The organism is Streptomyces cacaoi, from assembly GCF_006539165.1.
Classification (GTDB): domain Bacteria; phylum Actinomycetota; class Actinomycetes; order Streptomycetales; family Streptomycetaceae; genus Streptomyces; species Streptomyces cacaoi.
In genome coordinates this window covers 59053-74157 of record NZ_BJMM01000035.1, presented here as the reverse complement: position 1 = coordinate 74157, position 15105 = coordinate 59053, and the positions used below count along the sequence as shown (strand labels likewise).

Genomic DNA, 15105 nt, shown 5'->3' with positions numbered 1-15105 from the left:
CCCCCCCGCCGCACCCGCTCCCTGGAACGGCTCGCGGACGGCCCCGTCGTCGACCTCCTCGTCGTCGGGGCCGGGGTCACCGGCGCCGGCATCGCGTTGGACGCCGCCGCACGCGGGCTCGACGTCGTCCTCGCCGACCGGCACGACCTCGCCTTCGGCACCAGCCGCTGGAGCTCCAAGCTCGCACACGGCGGACTGCGCTACCTCGCGAGCGGCGACGTGGGCATCGCCTTCGAATCCGCGCGCGAACGCGGCATTCTGATGAGCCGCACCGCGCCCCACCTCGTCCGCGCCCTGCCCATGGTGCTGCCGCTGCACCGCGAGGTCTCCCGCCCGCAGGCCGCCTGGACCCGCGCCGGCTTCCTCGCCGGGGACGCCCTGCGGGTCGGCGCCCGGGTCGGCGCCCGCACCCTGCCCGCCTCCCGCGGCATCCCCGCCGCCCTCGCCCGCGCGCTCGTGCCGGAGCTGCGGCCCGCCGGACTGCGCGGCGCCCAGCTCTCCTACGACGGCCAACTCACCGACGACGCCCGCCTGGTGACGGCCCTCGCCCGCACCGCCGCCGCACACGGCGCCCACGTCCTCACCCGGTGCGGGGCCGTCCGGCTGGCCGGGGACGGCGCCGAACTCCGCGACGAACTCACCGGCACGACCCTCGGGATACGGGCCCGCGCCGTCGTCAACGCCACCGGCGTCTGGGCCGACACCCTCGTGCCCGGCGTGCGGCTGCGGCCCAGCCGGGGCACCCACGTCGTGCTGTCCGCCGCCCGCCTGGGCACACCGCGGGCGGCCCTCACCGTGCCCGTGCCGGGCGAGAACAACCGCTTCGTCTTCGCGCTGCCGCAGGGCGACGGCCGCGTCTACGCGGGGCTGACCGACGAACCCGTCGACTCCGTCCCCGACGTTCCCGAACCCCCCGCCGAGGACATCGACTTCCTCCTCGCCACCCTCTCCCGCGCCCTCGCCACCCCGCTGGGCCGCGCCGACGTCCTCGGCGCCTTCGCCGGACTGCGGCCGCTGCTGGAGGACACCGGCACCGGGCGCAGCGCCGACCTCTCCCGCCGGCACGCGGTCCTCACCTCACCGGACGGGGTGATCACGGCCGTCGGCGGCAAACTCACGGCGTACCGCGTGATGGCCGAGGACGCCGTCGACGCCGCCGTCGCCCGCGCCGGACTCACCGCCGGGCCCTGCCGCACCCGTGCCCTGCCGCTCGTCGGTGCCGTGCCGGTCCGGGACGACCGGCCCGTGCCCGCGCGGCTGCGGGCCCGGTACGGCAGCGAAGCCGCGGCCGTGCTCGACGCGGCCGACGGCGATCCCGCCCTGCTGGAACCGGTCGCCGCCGGGGTCACACCCGCCGAACTGCGGTTCGCCGTACGGCACGAGGGGGCGCTCGACGTCGCCGATCTGCTCGACCGGCGGACGCGGATCGGGCTCGTGCCGGGGGATCGGGAGCGGGCGTTCGGGGCGGCCCGGGAGGCCCTGGACTCGGCCTGAACGGTGGTCGCCGGGAGAGCCTCTCCCTCCCCCGGCTGTCCGCCCCCTGCCCACGCCGCCTCCGTCCGCCGTCGCCCTGCCGGTTGAGCCCCGGCCTGTTGCACCTGTGCCGACCGCGCCTCCGTCTGCCGCGCGCTGCCGGTTGAGCCCGGTCTGCCTCTGGTGGCTGGGCCTTCGTGCGCCGTGTCCCGACGGTGTGCCCGCGGCGTCGTCACTCCCGTGGCACGCGTCGTTGCCGGGGGCCTCGGCGGTCGGCGGTGCAGCCTGGGCCGACTCCCCGTGCGCGACAGGAAGGCCCCGGCGATGAGCGGCCACACCCCCGAACGGCCCGGCGGAACCCCGCGGGGCGGTACGCCCGGCGACGGTTCTTCCGGGGGACGGGCCCCGGGCGCGCACCGGCACGGTGCGGGGGAGGGAGCCGACCGCCGGTGGCTGGTGCTCGCGCTGGCGCTGATCGTCTGCTTCATGGCCGCCGAGGTCGTCGTCGGCCTGCTCTCCGGCTCGCTGGCGCTGCTCGCCGACGCCGCGCACATGCTGACCGACGCCGCCGCGCTCGCCCTCGCGCTGGTGGCGATGCGGCTCGCGGCCCGGCCCGCACGCGGGGGCTACACCTACGGGCTCAAACGCGCCGAGGTCCTCTCCGCGCAGGCCAACGGGCTCACGCTGCTGCTGCTCGCCGCGTGGCTCTGCTACGAGGCGGTGCGCAGACTGGTCCAACCGCCCGCCGTGGAGGGGGTGTTCGTGGTGGTGACGGCAGCGGTCGGCATCGTCGTCAACCTGGCCGCCACCTGGTGTGTGTCCCGCGCGGACCGCACCTCGCTCAACGTCGAAGGCGCCTTCCAGCACATCCTCAACGACCTGTACGCGTTCATCGGCACCGCCGTCGCCGGGGTGATCGTGCTGACGACGGGCTTCGCCCGGGCCGACGCCCTCGCCTCACTGCTCGTCGTCGTCCTGATGGTCAGGGCCGGGGCGGGGCTGGTGCGTGACGCGGGCCGTATCGTCCTGGAGGCGGCGCCGCCCGGCACCGACCCCGACGCGGTCGGCGACCAGATGGTGGCGCAGGACCACGTGGCCGAGGTGCACGATCTGCACCTGTGGGAGATCACCTCAGGGCAGCCCGCGCTCTCCGCGCATGTGCTCGTCGACCCCGGCAGTGACTGTCACGACATTCGGCGGGGGCTGGAGCGGCTGTTGCGGGAGGGGTACGGGATCGGGCACACCACGTTGCAGGTCGATCATCTCGGGGAGGACGACGGGCGGGACCGGTTGCACCGGATCGTCGGCCCGGGGCCGGAGTCCGGGGGGCCGGCTCGGCACGGGCACGGGCCCGTGCACGGGCGGGGGCCGCACACACACTGAGGCTGCCCCGCTTCCCGGCGTCTTGCGGCCTTCCCGCTGTTTTGGCCGGGTTTCGAATCCGGGGCTTCGCCTCCGGTATGGGGCTTCGCCCCTTTCCCCGTTGGCCTCGCCGGCCGGGCGTCAGGGGGCTCCGCCCTACTTGCGGCGTGTGCGGAGGTTTCCGGTGAGGGTGCCGACGCCGGAGCGCAGGTTGAGGTAGTCGAGGGCGGCGCCGACGCCACGGGCGACCCACGAGAATGTCCCCACTACGAACTCGCCCACCGGATCCTTCTCTCTTTTCGAGGTCTTTCCTTGTCAGACGCAACTGTTCGACGGAAGGTTCCGCCTGGCATCGCGGGATGCTGAGACTCGGTGTGCCCGTGAGCGGTGTGATGGACGGCCGGTTGACTTGAAGTGTGGTTCAGCTTGCAGGATTCCGGCGCACGGCGGGACGACCGCCCGACGCGGGAGGACGGCATGGGTGACGACGGTTTCTACTCGGTCATCGACTACACGGTCGACGGCCCGGCGACGCAGGCGGAGTTGGTGGAGGCGTTCGCGCGGATCCAGGAGCGCTGGGTGCGCTGGTACCCCGGCTACCGGTCGGCGCGGTTCCATGTGAGCACGGACGGCACGCGCGTCTACAACATCGTGCACTGGGCGAGCGAGGCCGACTACCGGAACTTCGTCGAGACGTCCGACACCGAGGGCCGGATGGCCGCCATCCGGCAGGCGCTGGAGGGGCTCTCCGGTACGGCGGAACCGCGGATGAGCGGGGCCCCCACCTACCGGGTCGTCCGCGAGGTCGGGCCCGGACCGGCGGAGGGGCCCGCCGCCGGCTGAAGGCCCCGCTGCCGAGGAGGTGCCGGGTGACGGGCTGCCGGGCGACGGGTCGGCGTCGTCCGGAAGGCGGGGGAAGGGTGGCCGGTCGGATGCGGCTGTCCGGCCGGGTGTCCGATGCGCGGGGGGAGGCGGGCTTCCTACGGTGGAGCGCACGGACGGGGCGGCGCGGGCAGCGTGCGGCCGGCCGTTCGTGCCGGTGGCGGAGTGCCGTCGCCGGACGCCAGCAGCGGAAGGACGCCAGAGCATGAGCACCGACGAATTCGGTGGGGGACAGACCGGCCGGGACGACATCCTGGTGGTGACGACGAACGAGGTGCCGGGGCGGGAGGTCCAGCGGGTCATCGGGGAGATCTTCGGGCTCACCGTGCGCTCCCGGAACCTGGGCAGCCAGATCGGCGCGGGGATCAAGTCGGTGTTCGGTGGTGAGCTGCGGGGGCTGACCAAGACGCTGGCCGAGACCCGGCAGCAGGCCGTGGAGCGCCTCATCGACCAGGCCAGGGAGCGGGGGGCCGATGCCGTGCTGGCCATGCGGTACGAGGTGAGCCAGGCCGAGGACATCGGTACCGAGGTGTGCGCCTACGGCACCGCGGTCGTTCTCGGGCCGCCGCGCGGCTGAGCCGCCCGCGGTTTCCGCCGCCTGTTCCGTGTGGCCCCGCCGGGCCTGCTCACCGCCCGGCGGGGCCCGTTTCTGTCTCGCCGGAGCCGGAGCCGGAGCCGGAGCCAGGGCCGGGACCGGAGTCGGGGCCGGAGGTGGTGCCGCGGACCGTGCGGACGGTTCCGGCGGCCCGCTCGGGCGGGACGCCGGCGGCGATGAGGGCGGCCACCGCGGCCTCGCCGCCGTCGTCGTCCCACTGGCCTGCGTTGATGCTCTCCATCAGGGACAGACAGAGCGCGGCCTGAGCCGAGGCCAGGACGGGCGCGGGCAGCCGGTCGTGGAAGACCCCGGCGCGCTGGCCCCGCTCCAGCAGTCCGGTCGCGTAGCGGGTGGCGGGCAGCATCAGCCTGTCGAGGCGTTCGTCGCCCAGGTCCCGGCGGGCGAGGGTGAGCAGCATGCGGTAGCGGTCGCCGACCCGCCAGATCTCCAGCTGGAACCGGGCGAGGGCCTCCTCCGGGCCGTCCGCGGGGTTCCGGGCCGCCTCGATCGCCCGGCTCAGCGCCTCCGACGCCTCGTCGCCGAGCGCTTCGAGCAGCGCGGTGCGGCCGGGGAAGTGGCCGTAGAGGGTGCGGCGGACGACGCCGGCCGCGCGGGCGATCTCGTCGAGTGAGACGTCCGGCTGGGCGCTCAGTTCCCGGCGGGCCGCCTCCAGGATGCGGGCGCGGTTGGACCGCGCGTGGCTCCGCTGCGGGGCGGGGCGGGCGGACTGTGTCATGGGCCTTCTCCCGGAGCCGCGCCGTCCGTCCGGCGGGCCCTCGCCTGTCGTCTCTTCCGTTCCTCGCGGGCGCACCCGGTGGTTCTCCGGTGCGCCCGGCGGTTCTGCCGTGCCGTGTCCCGCGACGGCCTCCCGCCGCGGGGCGGGCCTTCCGGGGCCGGTCGTCCGATTCTCCCCGGTGGCGGCGGGGCCGGGTGCCGGGAGGTGTCCGGGCCCGGCACGGACGCTTATTTGCACAGCAGTGTGCAAGAAGCCTAATCTGCACAGCAGTGTGCAAGTAAAGGGAAGCCTTGTTCGGGTTTTTCCCGCCATCACAGGATTCGAGGACCACGGATGCCACTGCTCGCCACCACACCCGTCGACCGGATGAAGGGGCCGTATCCACGGCGCTGGTGGGCCCTGCTCGTGCTGTGCCTGAGCCTGCTGATCGTCGTGATGGCGAACACCTCGCTCATCGTGGCGGCGCCCGACATGACCAAGGACCTGGGCCTGGACAGCAGCCAGCTCCAGTGGGTGATCGACGGCTACACCGTCCCCTACGCGGCGCTGATGCTGATCCTCGGCGCCGTGGGCGACAAGTACAGCCGGCGCGGCGGCCTCCTGGCCGGGCTGGCGGTCTTCGCCGGCGGCTCGGTGATGGGCAGCCTGGTGGACAGCCCCGAGCTGGTGATCGCGGCCCGTGCCGTGATGGGCGTGGGCGCGGCGCTGATCATGCCGGCCACCCTCTCGCTGCTCGTGGCGTCCTTCCCCCGCGCCGAGCGCGCCCGGGCGATCACCGCGTGGACGGCGACGTCCGGACTGGCCATCGCGGTCGGCCCGCTGGTGGCCGGCTGGCTGCTGGAGAGCCACGCCTGGGGCTCGACGTTCCTGATCAATGTGCCCGTGGCGGTCGTCGCGTTCGTCGCGGCGCTCTTCCTCGTCCCGCCGTCCAAGGCCACGGGCATGGGGCGGCTCGACCTGGTGGGCGGGCTGCTGTCCATCGTCACCGTCGGCTCGCTGGTGTACGCGATCATCGAGGGCCCGCACTTCGGCTGGGGCGCCGGGCCGGTGGCCGGGGCCGTCGTCGCGGGCGTGGGCCTGGTGCTCTTCGTCCTGTGGGAGCTGCGGCACCCGCACCCGATCGTGAACGTGCGGATGTTCGCCCAGCGTTCGTTCAGCGGGTCGATGCTGGCCGTGCTGATGTTCTTCCTCGGCACCTTCGGCGCCATCTACTACGCCACCCAGCACCTCCAGTTCGTCCTCGGCTACGGCCCGTTGGAGACCGGTGTCCGGCTGCTGCCGCTGGCCGGTGCGGTCTTCGTCGGGGCCGCGCTGACGGGCCTGCTCACCCCGCGGCTGGGCATGAAGAGCATGGTGACCGCCGGGATGGCGCTCGGGACGGTGGGTGTGCTGCTGCTCGTCCGGATCGACGAGGGCTCCGGATACGGCGACTTCCTCGTGCCGTTCCTGCTGCTCGGCTTCGCCATCGGGCTCAGCGTCTCGCCGTGCACCGACACGATCATGGGGCACTTCCCGGAGCGGGAGCTGGGCGTCGGCGGCGGGCTCAACGACACGGCCCTGGAGCTGGGCGGCTCCCTCGGCATCGCCGTCCTCGGCTCCGTCCTCGCCACCGGGTACCGGGACAACCTCGGCGGGGCGCTGGGCGACGCCGGGCGCCGGCTGCCGCCCGAGGCGGTGGAGACCGCCAAGGACTCCGTGGGCGGGGCGCTCGCCGTGGCCGAGAAGATCGCCGCGACCCCGCAGGGCGGCGCCGAGGCCGCGCGGCAGCTGGCCGGGGCCGCGCACCGTGCCTTCGCCGACTCCGTCGCGCACACCAGCCTCGTCGGCGGCATCGTCATGGGGGTCGGCACCGTGCTGGTGCTGCTCATCCTGCCGGGGCGGCGGCGCGCCCGCGGTGCGGCGGACGGCCTCGACTCCTCCCGCCCGGCCGGGGGTTCCGAAGACCCCGGCGCCCAGGGGAGCTCCCCGGAGGACGCCGCGGTCTCCCGCGTCCCCTGAGCCGGACGCTCGGGGCCGGCCGCCGTCGGGCTCCCGCGGCCTGACGGCGGCCGGCGGCCTCCCCGCGGCTCAGCCGCGTCCGCTGCGCCGGGGTTCGCGGCGGAGCCGGGTCCACAGCGACCAGGCCCACAGGAGGGCAGCCGCCGGCAGGAGCCAGGTGGTCGGGGAGCCCGGGTCGGGGTCGTCGAGCACGTCCCACAGGGCGACGGCCACGAGGGGCACGCACAGCAGATCGGCGCGCAGCTTGCGGCGTGCGGAGCGGCGTGCGGCGCCGGGGCCGTCGGCCAGTCGCAGCGCGTACACCGGTGCGGGGCCGAACTGCGCACGGGCGCCCGCCCCGGGAGCGGCGGCCAGATGGGCGCGCACCTCGTCCGCGTGTGCCCGCGCCCGCGCGCGGTCCATGCCGTGCGCGCCCCGCAGCGTCCCCTCCAGCCGGCGCAGCCAGACCTCGTCGTCCTCCTGCGCCGCCTCCCGGCCGGTGAACCAGCGGCTCACCGGCTCCTCCGGCAGCCGCCAGCCGGCGACGACGGCCAGCGCGGCGAGGACCGCGACGGCGGGTGCGGGCACCCGGAACAGCGGTCCGTCCGGGAGGGCGGAGACGGCGAGGCCGGTGAGGGCCACCGTCGCGACGGCCCCGCCGAGCGCCGTCCACATGCCGCGCGGGCGGCCGGCCGTCCGCAGTGCGAAGGCCGCGCCCACCAGGAGCGCCGCGCAGCCGATCAGCCCGACGCCGACGAGCCCCGGCCACTCCACCGTGAGCCACAGCCCGCCGGTGAACCAGCCGCGCAGCGCGAAGAACACCCCGAGCGCGCCCAGGACGGTCAGGGCGCCGAGGAACACCTGGCCGGGCGTGAGCCCTTCCATGTCGCGGCGGCCGCGGTGTGCGTCGCCGATCCGTTCGGCGGCGATCTGCGCGGCGAAGTCCCCGGGATCGCCGAAGAGTTCGTGTGCGCTGCGGCCCGAGTCGGTGACGGCCTCGTGCACCTCGGCCAGTACCTGGTCGTCCAGGCCGTCCGGCGGATCGTGCCGCAGGAGCAGCCGCAGCCGGAATCCGGCCGCCCACTGGCCGTCCTCGGGCCGCGGCCACGCCGGCTCGGACGTCTCCCGCGCGGTACGCCCCCGCGGATCGGTCCGCTGCGCCGTCCCGTCCTCCTCGGCCGACCGCCGTGCGGGCTCCCGCTCTTTGGTGTGCTGTTTCCGCGTCACTGTGCCGTGCTCCCCCTCGTCGTCGTCCACCGGCCGGTGCGGTCCACCGGCCGGCACGGGCCCGTCGTACGGCCGCCCGCTCAGGTGCCGGGCCCGGTGCCGGACGCGCCGGCGGCGACGGCCCTGTCGCCCGCGCCGCCAGCGCCGTCCGCGCCGTCTCCCGCGGCCGCACCTGCGCCCGCCGCGCCGTCTTCTCCGGCTCCGCCTGCCCGGTCGGACCGATCGGATCGAGCAGATCGAGCGGCCCGGTCGGTGTCGCCGCCCCCGTCGGCCTCGCCCGTCCTGTCGCTCCCGGCCGTGCCGTCGGAGGCCGGTGGAGGCGCCGTGTCCGCGGCCACCAGGCGCGAGACGGCGGCGCCGAAGCCCCGCCAGGCCGCCCACTCCGCTTCCAGCCGGTCCAGGCCGGCCGGGGTGATGCGGTAGCACTTGCGGCCCGGACCGCCCTCGCCCGCACGCCAGTTGACCTCCACCGCGCCTTCCTCGGCGAGCCGGGTCAGCGCCGGGTACAGCGTCGCGGGCTTGACGGACTCCAGGCCCGCGGCGGCCAGTTGCTGGAGGAGTGCGTAGCCGTAGCTCTCCTCGTGCCGCAGTGCGCCGAGCAGACACAGCGGGAGGGCCGCCCGTACCCATGCCGGGTTGGTGTCCGCCATGGTCCGCCGCTCTCCTTCCGTCCCGGCCGGTACGGCAGGACCGCCCGGCGACTGTTCGCGCTCGCCCACTATTCTGAATCCCGAACTAGTGGGGAAGTCAAGGGGGGAATGGCCGGGAGGGACCGAGCGAGGGGCCAACCGGCCGTGCGCCGACGGGGGTTGAGGACGTGGCCCGCGCGCGCTGTTCCGGTGGGCGGGCGCGGGCCCTGCGGGCCGTCGGGGCGTGGGTACGATCACAGCCGCTCCGCGCCGGGCGCGGCGGACACGGGCCGCCGCGCGGCCGGGCGGGGCGCGGACGACGACGCGGTACGTACGGGGGACAGCGGATGTTCGGAATGGTCAGGCCGTGCAGCCATCGGCTGGCGGGCGGTCTCAGGGCGGAATGGATGGCGCACCTGTGCGGGCTGTGTCTCGCGCTGCGCGGTGAGCACGGGCAGTTGGCGCGCCTGGTCACCAACTACGACGGGCTGATCGTCTCGGTGCTGACGGACGCGCAGAGCCCGCGCGGCGCGGTGCGGCGCCGCACGGCGGGGCCGTGCCCGCTGCGCGGTATGCGGACCGCCTCCGTCGCACGGGGCGAGGGCGCGCGGCTGGCCGCCTCCGTCTCGCTGGTGCTCGCCTCGGCCAAGGTCCGCGACCATGTCGCCGACCGGGACGGCCTGTTGCGCCGCCGGCCGGTCGCCGCCGCGGCACGCCGGATCGCGGCCGGCTGGGACCGTGCGGGCGCACGGACCGGCGCGGGGCTCGGGTTCGACACCGGCGTCCTCGTCGACGCCGTCGAGCGGCAGCCCGAGGTCGAGCGGCGCGCCGGTCCCGGCACCCCGCTGACCGAACTGACGGAGCCCACCGAGACCGCGACCGCAGCCGCCTTCGCCTACACCGCCGAACTCGCCGGACGCCCGGGCAACGCCGGGCCCCTGGCCGAGGCGGGCCGCCTCTTCGGCCGGCTGGCGCACCTCCTCGACGCCGTCGAGGACCGCGCCGAGGACGCCGCCCGGGGCGCCTGGAACCCGCTCACCGCGACCGGCACCGGCACCGGCGAGGCGCGCAGGCTGTGCGACGACGCGCTGGAGGGGATACGACGCGCCCTGCGCGAGGTCGAGTTCACCGACGCGGCGCTCGCGCACACGCTGCTCGTGCACGAGTTGCCGCAGGCGGTGCACCGTGCCTTCGGGACGCGGCCGGGCGCGGCGTGCTCCCGGCACCACGGACCGGCGGACGGCGGCGCACCGGCGGGTGCACGGCCCCCGGCCACCGGCGGACTGCCCCGTTCCGCCCCCGCACCGGCTCCCGCCTCGGCGTCGGCTCGCGCTTCCGCACCGGCCGTCGGCCCGTACAGCCCGGCCCTCAACACTCCGCAGAACCCGTACGGCCCGCAGCCACCACAGGGCCCGGCCCCCGGCTCTCCCCACGGCCCTTACGGCACTCCGAACCCGCCGTACGGCAACCCGAGCCCGCCGTACGGCAACCCGGCCGGGGATCCCTACGGCAGCCCGGCCGGGGATCCCTACGGCAACCCGTACGGAGGGCCCAACGGCAGCCCCGCCGGGGGGCCTTACGGCAATCCGTACGGCGGACCGCAGGGGCCTTACGGCGCGCCGCCGCAGGGCACCGGAACCGTGCCGCCCGGCGGCGGTGGCCACGGCGGCGACCCGGGCGGCGGTTCCGGCGGCTGGGGCTCCGGCGGCTGGGGCCCCGGCGGTGACGGTCAGGGCCCGCACGACCCCGGCCCGCAGGGGAACGGCCCGCACGGGGACGGCTCCGGCGGCGCGCCGCACCCCCGCCCGCCGAAGCAGCCGCGGGGCTTCTTCACCGGCTGCGCCGTCGCCACGGGGCTGTGCTGCACGGGGCAGATGTGCTGCTCGGGCGAGTACGAGGGCCCGTGGTCCCGCAAGAAGCGCGAGGGCTGCTGCCGGGACGCCTGCGACTGCTGTGACTGCTGCAACTGCGACTGCGGTTGCTGCGACTGCGACTGCTGCGACTGCGGCTGCGACTGCTGACCCGGCCGCTCGGGGCACCAGAAGTCCCGCACACCACAGCAGTCGACGAGCCCGTGCCCAGGGGCGGTTGAACGTCGCACGATGTCTTGTCGGTGGGGAGGGCGCGGCTCAAGCTGTGCCGCATGGAACTGGAGCTGCGGCACCTGAAGGTCATCCGGGCCATCGACGAGGCGGGGAGCCTGACACGGGCGGCGGTCGGGCTGGGGCTGGCACAGCCCGCGCTCAGTGCGCAGTTGAAGCGGATGGAGCGCGCGCTCGGCGGTGAGCTGTTCCTGCGGGGGCGGCACGGTGTGCGGCCCACGGAGCTGGGCGAGCTGGTGCTGGAGCGGGCGCGGGTGCTGGTGCCGGCGGTCGCCGAACTCCAGGAGGAGGCACGGCGGTTCAGCCGCTGCGGGGCCGGTGCGGCGGGCGTGCGGCCGTCCCGGTTCCGGCTGGGCGGGACGCACGGCCCGTTACTGGGCGGGCTGGTGGACCGGCTGGCCGACGCCTACCCGAAGGCGCAGGTGACCACGTCCACGTCCTGGTCGACGCAGGAGCTGGCGCTGATGCTGGCGGACGGGCGGATCGACTACGTGCTGACGGGGGTGTGCGGGCGGAGCCGGCCGCCCGAGGAGGACCGGCTGGTGTGGCGTGTGCTCGCCGACGACCCGGTGTTCGTGATGCTGGGCGAGGCCCATCCGCTGGCCGGCCGCGCCGAGGTGGAGCTGGGCGAGCTGGCCGGGGAGCGGTGGGCGACGGTCCCGGGGGACGGCTGCTTCGGCGAGTGTTTCGCCGCTGCCTGTCTGCGGGTGGGGTTCGCGCCCGAGCCGGTGTACGAGACGGACACGGCCTCGTGTGTGCATCTGGTGCAGGTCGGCCGGGCCGTCGGGCTGTGCCGGGCGACGTTCCCGCCGATGCCCGGCCTGGTCACCGTGCCACTGGCCGGGACGCCGCTGATGTGGCGCCATCTGCTGGGCCACCGCCCCGCGGCCCGTGAGCTCCCGGCGGCGGACCGGGACGGCCCGGCGTCCGGCGCCGGACGGACGGCCGAGGGCGTGGTGCCCTCGGCGGACGACACGGCCGCCGCCGTGCTCGCGCACGCGCGCGCCGTGCACGCGGAGGCGGTCGCGGCGAGTCCGAGCTGCGCGCGGTGGTACCGGGCACATCCGGATGCGCGTGTTCCATAACGCCGTGGCAGGGGGCGAGTTGGGAGGTACGGGACGCGGCCCGGGCCGCCTACGGTGACGGCAGTCCGCCCCCGGACCCGTCCCGGGGGCAGCACACCCCCCCCGAGGAGAACTCGATGAACGACTCCTTGAAGAGTTCCGCGAAGAGTTCCGTACGCCACAGACCCCGCTCCCCCTTCCGGCGCGCGGGCGTCGCCGCCGCGGCCGTCCTCGCCACCGGCACGCTCGTCCTGACCGGCCTCACCGGGCAGGCCGCTGCCGGCCCGGCCGACGGCCCGACCGACGGCCGGGGCACGGCCGCCGCCGAACGCGCCCTCTCGCCGGGGCTGTTGCAGGCCATGCGCACCGACCTGGGGCTCAGCCGCGCCCAGGCCACCGAGCGGCTCGGCAACGAGGCGGACGCCGCCGCCACCGCCGAGCGGCTGCGCGAGCGGCTCGGTGACAGCTACGCCGGCGCCCATGTCTCCGGCCGCACCGCCGAGCGGCTCACGGTGGCGACGACGGACGCGCGGCGCACGGCGGCCATCGAGGCCGCGGGCGCCACCGCACGCGTCGTCGACCGGAGCCTGAAGCAGCTCGACGGCGTCCGCACGGCGCTGGACGAGGCCGCCGCGGACCGCACACCGCGCGGCGTGCACGTGTGGTACGTCGACGTCGCACACAACCGGGTGGTCGTGGAGGCCGCCGCGGCGCAGCACGCCCGTGCCCTGCTCGACCGGGCCGGCGTCGAGAGGTCACAGGTGACGGTGCGGCACTCCGACGCCGCACCGAAGCCGCTCGCGGATCTGCGCGGCGGCGACGCGTACTACATGAACGGCAGCGGGCGCTGCTCCATCGGCTTCCCCGTCACCCGCGGCGGCGGCCAGGCCGGCTTCGTGACGGCCGGGCACTGCGGCACGCCCGGCACCACCACCAGCGGCTACAACCAGCAGGCGCAGGGCAGTTTCCAGGGCTCCACCTTCCCCGGCCGCGACTACGCGTGGGTCGCGACCAACGGCAACTGGACGCCGCGCCCGGCCGTCAACGGCTACGGGAACGGCGACGTGACGGTCGCCGGCTCCACCGAGGCCGTCGAGGGCTCGTCGGTGTGCCGCTCCGGTTCGACGACCGGCTGGCACTGCGGCACCGTCCAGCAGCGCGGCACCAGCGTCACCTACCCGCAGGGCACCGTCTCCGGCGTCACGCGGACCACCGTGTGCGCCGAACCCGGCGACTCCGGCGGCTCGTTCATCTCCGGCAGCCAGGCACAGGGCGTGACCTCGGGCGGCTCCGGCAACTGCTCGCAGGGCGGTACGACGTTCTTCCAGCCGGTGAACCCCGCCCTCCAGGCGTACGGGCTGACCCTCGTGACCAGCGGCAACGGTGGCGAGACCGACCCGCCGGGGGAGATCGGCACCTGGGCGGCGGGCAAGGCGTACCAGGTCGGTGACGAGGTCACCTACGGCGGACAGTCCTACCGGTGCATCCAGGCGCACACCGCCCAGCCCGGCTGGAACCCGGCCGACACCCCCTCGCTGTGGACCCGCGCCTGACGCCGGTCCCACGCTTCCACCCCTCCGTGTGAGGACGGTGGACACCTTCCCCGGCCCGGAGGCCGCGCGTCCCTCCGGGCCGGGGCCCGGGTGTTCCCCGGCACCCGCCGCCCGCGCCCAACTCCCGTGCGGCTGGTCGCCGTTCGCCGCGTTCCGGCCGGGACGGCCCCGCTGCCACCGACCGACCCGGTCCCCGGGCCTCCCCACCTCCGGGGGCCGGGTCCGCGGCGGCGGCCCGCCCGCCGCCGTCCACTCGCCGCCGTCCGCTCGCCGCCGTCCCCTCCCCGCGGTCCGCTCCCCGCCGCAGCGGGCGCCGTCACGGCAGGCCGCGCGGGGCCAGCGCCTCCCAGCGGACGGTGAGTTCGCCCTGGCGCCAGCGGCGCGGTCCGTCGGTCAGCGGCCAGTGCGGGGCGAGGGCGGCGGCGGCCCGGATCCAGCGCTGCCGGGCGCCGAGGGCGCCGTAGGGCGCGGCGGCGGCCCAGGCGCGGTCGAAGTCGCGGAGGAAGGCGTGCACGGGCTCGCCCGGCACGTTGCGGTGTATCAGCGCCTTGGGCAGGCGTTCGGCCAGGTCGGAGGGGGTGGCGAGGGTGCCGAGGCGGGCGGCGAAGGTCACCGTGCGGGGGCCTTCGGGGCCGAGCGCGACCCATACGTGGCGGCGTCCGACCTCGTCGCAGGTGCCCTCGACGAGCAGCCCGTCCGGGGCGAGCCGGGCGCACAGCCGTTCCCACGCGGGGCCCACCTGTGCCTCGTCGTACTGGCGGAGCACGTTCGCGGCGCGGATCAGGCTCGCACCGGCGTCGCCGGGCACCGGCAGTTCGAAGCCGCCGCGCCGGAAGTCCAGGCCCTCGCGGGCGTACGGGAGGGCGGCGGCGACCCGCACCGGATCGATCTCGACGCCGTGCACCCGCACGTCGGGGCGTACGGCACGCAGCCGCTGCCACAGTTCGACGACGGTCCAGGGCGCGGCTCCGTAGCCGAGATCGACGGCGGTCGGCGGGTGCAGGCTGCGGCGGAGCGCGGAGGCGTGGACGGCGGCGATCCAGCGGTCCATGCGGCGCAGCCGGTTCGGGTTCGTCGTCCCGCGCGTGACCGTCCCCACCGGCCGGGACGAGGGGGGAACACGGGTGGGCATGCTTCGAGGGTATGTCCGTCCGGATGCGGCCGGTCCGGGGCCGTCGTGCGGGCCGTCGTGCGGGCCGTCGTGCGGGCCGTCGTGTGGGCGTCGTGCGGGGCGGCGGAGGCGCTTCCTGCCGAGGGGGCGGCTTCCGGCGCGGGCTCTCCACCGGCGGTACGGGCGCTCCGGGAGCGGTTCCGGTCACGATTCGGCAAAGTGGGGAGCGGAACGGGAAGGGGAGGCAACCCCTCCGCTGTTGACGCCGTAAGGGCCGGTCCACGCCCCGTTCCGTACCGGAGGAGGCATCGGCACCGTGAGCCATGACGCGTCCCGGATCGGTCAAGGGCACGGGCGGAGGGAGCCGGCGGACGCCGGCCGTTCCACGACGGCG

13 protein-coding genes are annotated in these 15105 nt (G+C 75.9%); 8 read left to right on the top strand and 5 right to left on the bottom strand.

Annotation, left to right across the window (positions count from 1 at the left end):
* On the top strand, positions 1-1494 hold a 1494-nt coding region (locus tag SCA03_RS26050; protein WP_141275693.1), incomplete at its 5' end, for a glycerol-3-phosphate dehydrogenase/oxidase.
* Between the two features lie 303 nt (positions 1495-1797).
* Positions 1798-2856 carry a cation diffusion facilitator family transporter gene (locus SCA03_RS26045; RefSeq protein WP_078873346.1) on the top strand — a complete coding sequence of 353 codons (1059 nt, stop codon included), beginning with the start codon at positions 1798-1800 and terminating at the stop codon, positions 2854-2856.
* A gap of 135 nt (positions 2857-2991) precedes the next feature.
* On the opposite strand, the gene SCA03_RS36865 is transcribed toward SCA03_RS26045, so the two are convergent.
* The gene (locus tag SCA03_RS36865; RefSeq protein WP_267883227.1) at positions 2992-3117 is read right to left on the bottom strand and encodes a hypothetical protein; all 126 of its coding nucleotides are present in this window, start codon (positions 3115-3117) and stop codon (positions 2992-2994) included.
* A 195-nt stretch (positions 3118-3312) separates the two neighbouring features.
* Here SCA03_RS36865 and SCA03_RS26040 point away from each other — a divergent pair, with 195 nt between their 5' ends.
* Both SCA03_RS26040 and SCA03_RS26035 read left to right on the top strand, forming a co-directional pair.
* A complete protein-coding gene (locus SCA03_RS26040) occupies positions 3313-3678 on the top strand; it encodes an antibiotic biosynthesis monooxygenase family protein (protein ID WP_030886670.1) in 366 nt (121 codons plus the stop codon).
* A 244-nt stretch (positions 3679-3922) separates the two neighbouring features.
* The gene (locus SCA03_RS26035; protein ID WP_030882999.1) at positions 3923-4294 is read left to right on the top strand and encodes a YbjQ family protein; all 372 of its coding nucleotides are present in this window, start codon (positions 3923-3925) and stop codon (positions 4292-4294) included.
* A 49-nt stretch (positions 4295-4343) separates the two neighbouring features.
* Here SCA03_RS26035 and SCA03_RS26030 read toward each other — a convergent pair whose 3' ends face one another.
* Positions 4344-5048 (bottom strand): TetR/AcrR family transcriptional regulator, encoded by a 705-nt coding sequence (locus SCA03_RS26030; protein ID WP_086816075.1) that lies wholly within the window; start codon positions 5046-5048, stop codon positions 4344-4346.
* A 333-nt stretch (positions 5049-5381) separates the two neighbouring features.
* Here SCA03_RS26030 and SCA03_RS26025 point away from each other — a divergent pair, with 333 nt between their 5' ends.
* Positions 5382-7046 (top strand): MFS transporter, encoded by a 1665-nt coding sequence (locus SCA03_RS26025; protein WP_086816077.1) that lies wholly within the window; start codon positions 5382-5384, stop codon positions 7044-7046.
* Between the two features lie 69 nt (positions 7047-7115).
* Here the strand turns inward: SCA03_RS26025 and SCA03_RS26020 are convergent, their stop codons facing one another.
* Together SCA03_RS26020 and SCA03_RS36480 are read right to left on the bottom strand one after the other, a co-directional pair.
* Positions 7116-8309, bottom strand: coding sequence for a tripartite tricarboxylate transporter TctB family protein (locus SCA03_RS26020; RefSeq protein WP_141275692.1), 1194 nt, complete (start codon positions 8307-8309; stop codon positions 7116-7118).
* A 23-nt stretch (positions 8310-8332) separates the two neighbouring features.
* Complete coding sequence (locus SCA03_RS36480; RefSeq protein WP_187767688.1) at positions 8333-8902, bottom strand: PadR family transcriptional regulator; 570 nt, start codon at positions 8900-8902, stop codon at positions 8333-8335.
* A gap of 326 nt (positions 8903-9228) precedes the next feature.
* Here SCA03_RS36480 and SCA03_RS26010 point away from each other — a divergent pair, with 326 nt between their 5' ends.
* The 3 genes from SCA03_RS26010 to SCA03_RS26000 all read left to right on the top strand — a co-directional run bounded on the left by SCA03_RS26010 (position 9229) and on the right by SCA03_RS26000 (position 13600).
* Positions 9229-10902, top strand: a complete 1674-nt coding sequence (locus SCA03_RS26010) for a DUF5685 family protein (RefSeq protein ID WP_086816081.1) — start codon at positions 9229-9231, stop codon at positions 10900-10902.
* A 122-nt stretch (positions 10903-11024) separates the two neighbouring features.
* Positions 11025-12068, top strand: a complete 1044-nt coding sequence (locus SCA03_RS26005) for a LysR family transcriptional regulator (RefSeq protein WP_086816083.1) — start codon at positions 11025-11027, stop codon at positions 12066-12068.
* 116 nt (positions 12069-12184) lie between these two features.
* Positions 12185-13600 carry a carbohydrate-binding protein gene (locus SCA03_RS26000; RefSeq protein WP_086816085.1) on the top strand — a complete coding sequence of 472 codons (1416 nt, stop codon included), beginning with the start codon at positions 12185-12187 and terminating at the stop codon, positions 13598-13600.
* 316 nt (positions 13601-13916) lie between these two features.
* On the opposite strand, the gene SCA03_RS25995 is transcribed toward SCA03_RS26000, so the two are convergent.
* Complete coding sequence (locus SCA03_RS25995; protein WP_030882975.1) at positions 13917-14732, bottom strand: methylase; 816 nt, start codon at positions 14730-14732, stop codon at positions 13917-13919.
* Positions 14733-15105 lie beyond the last annotated feature (373 nt).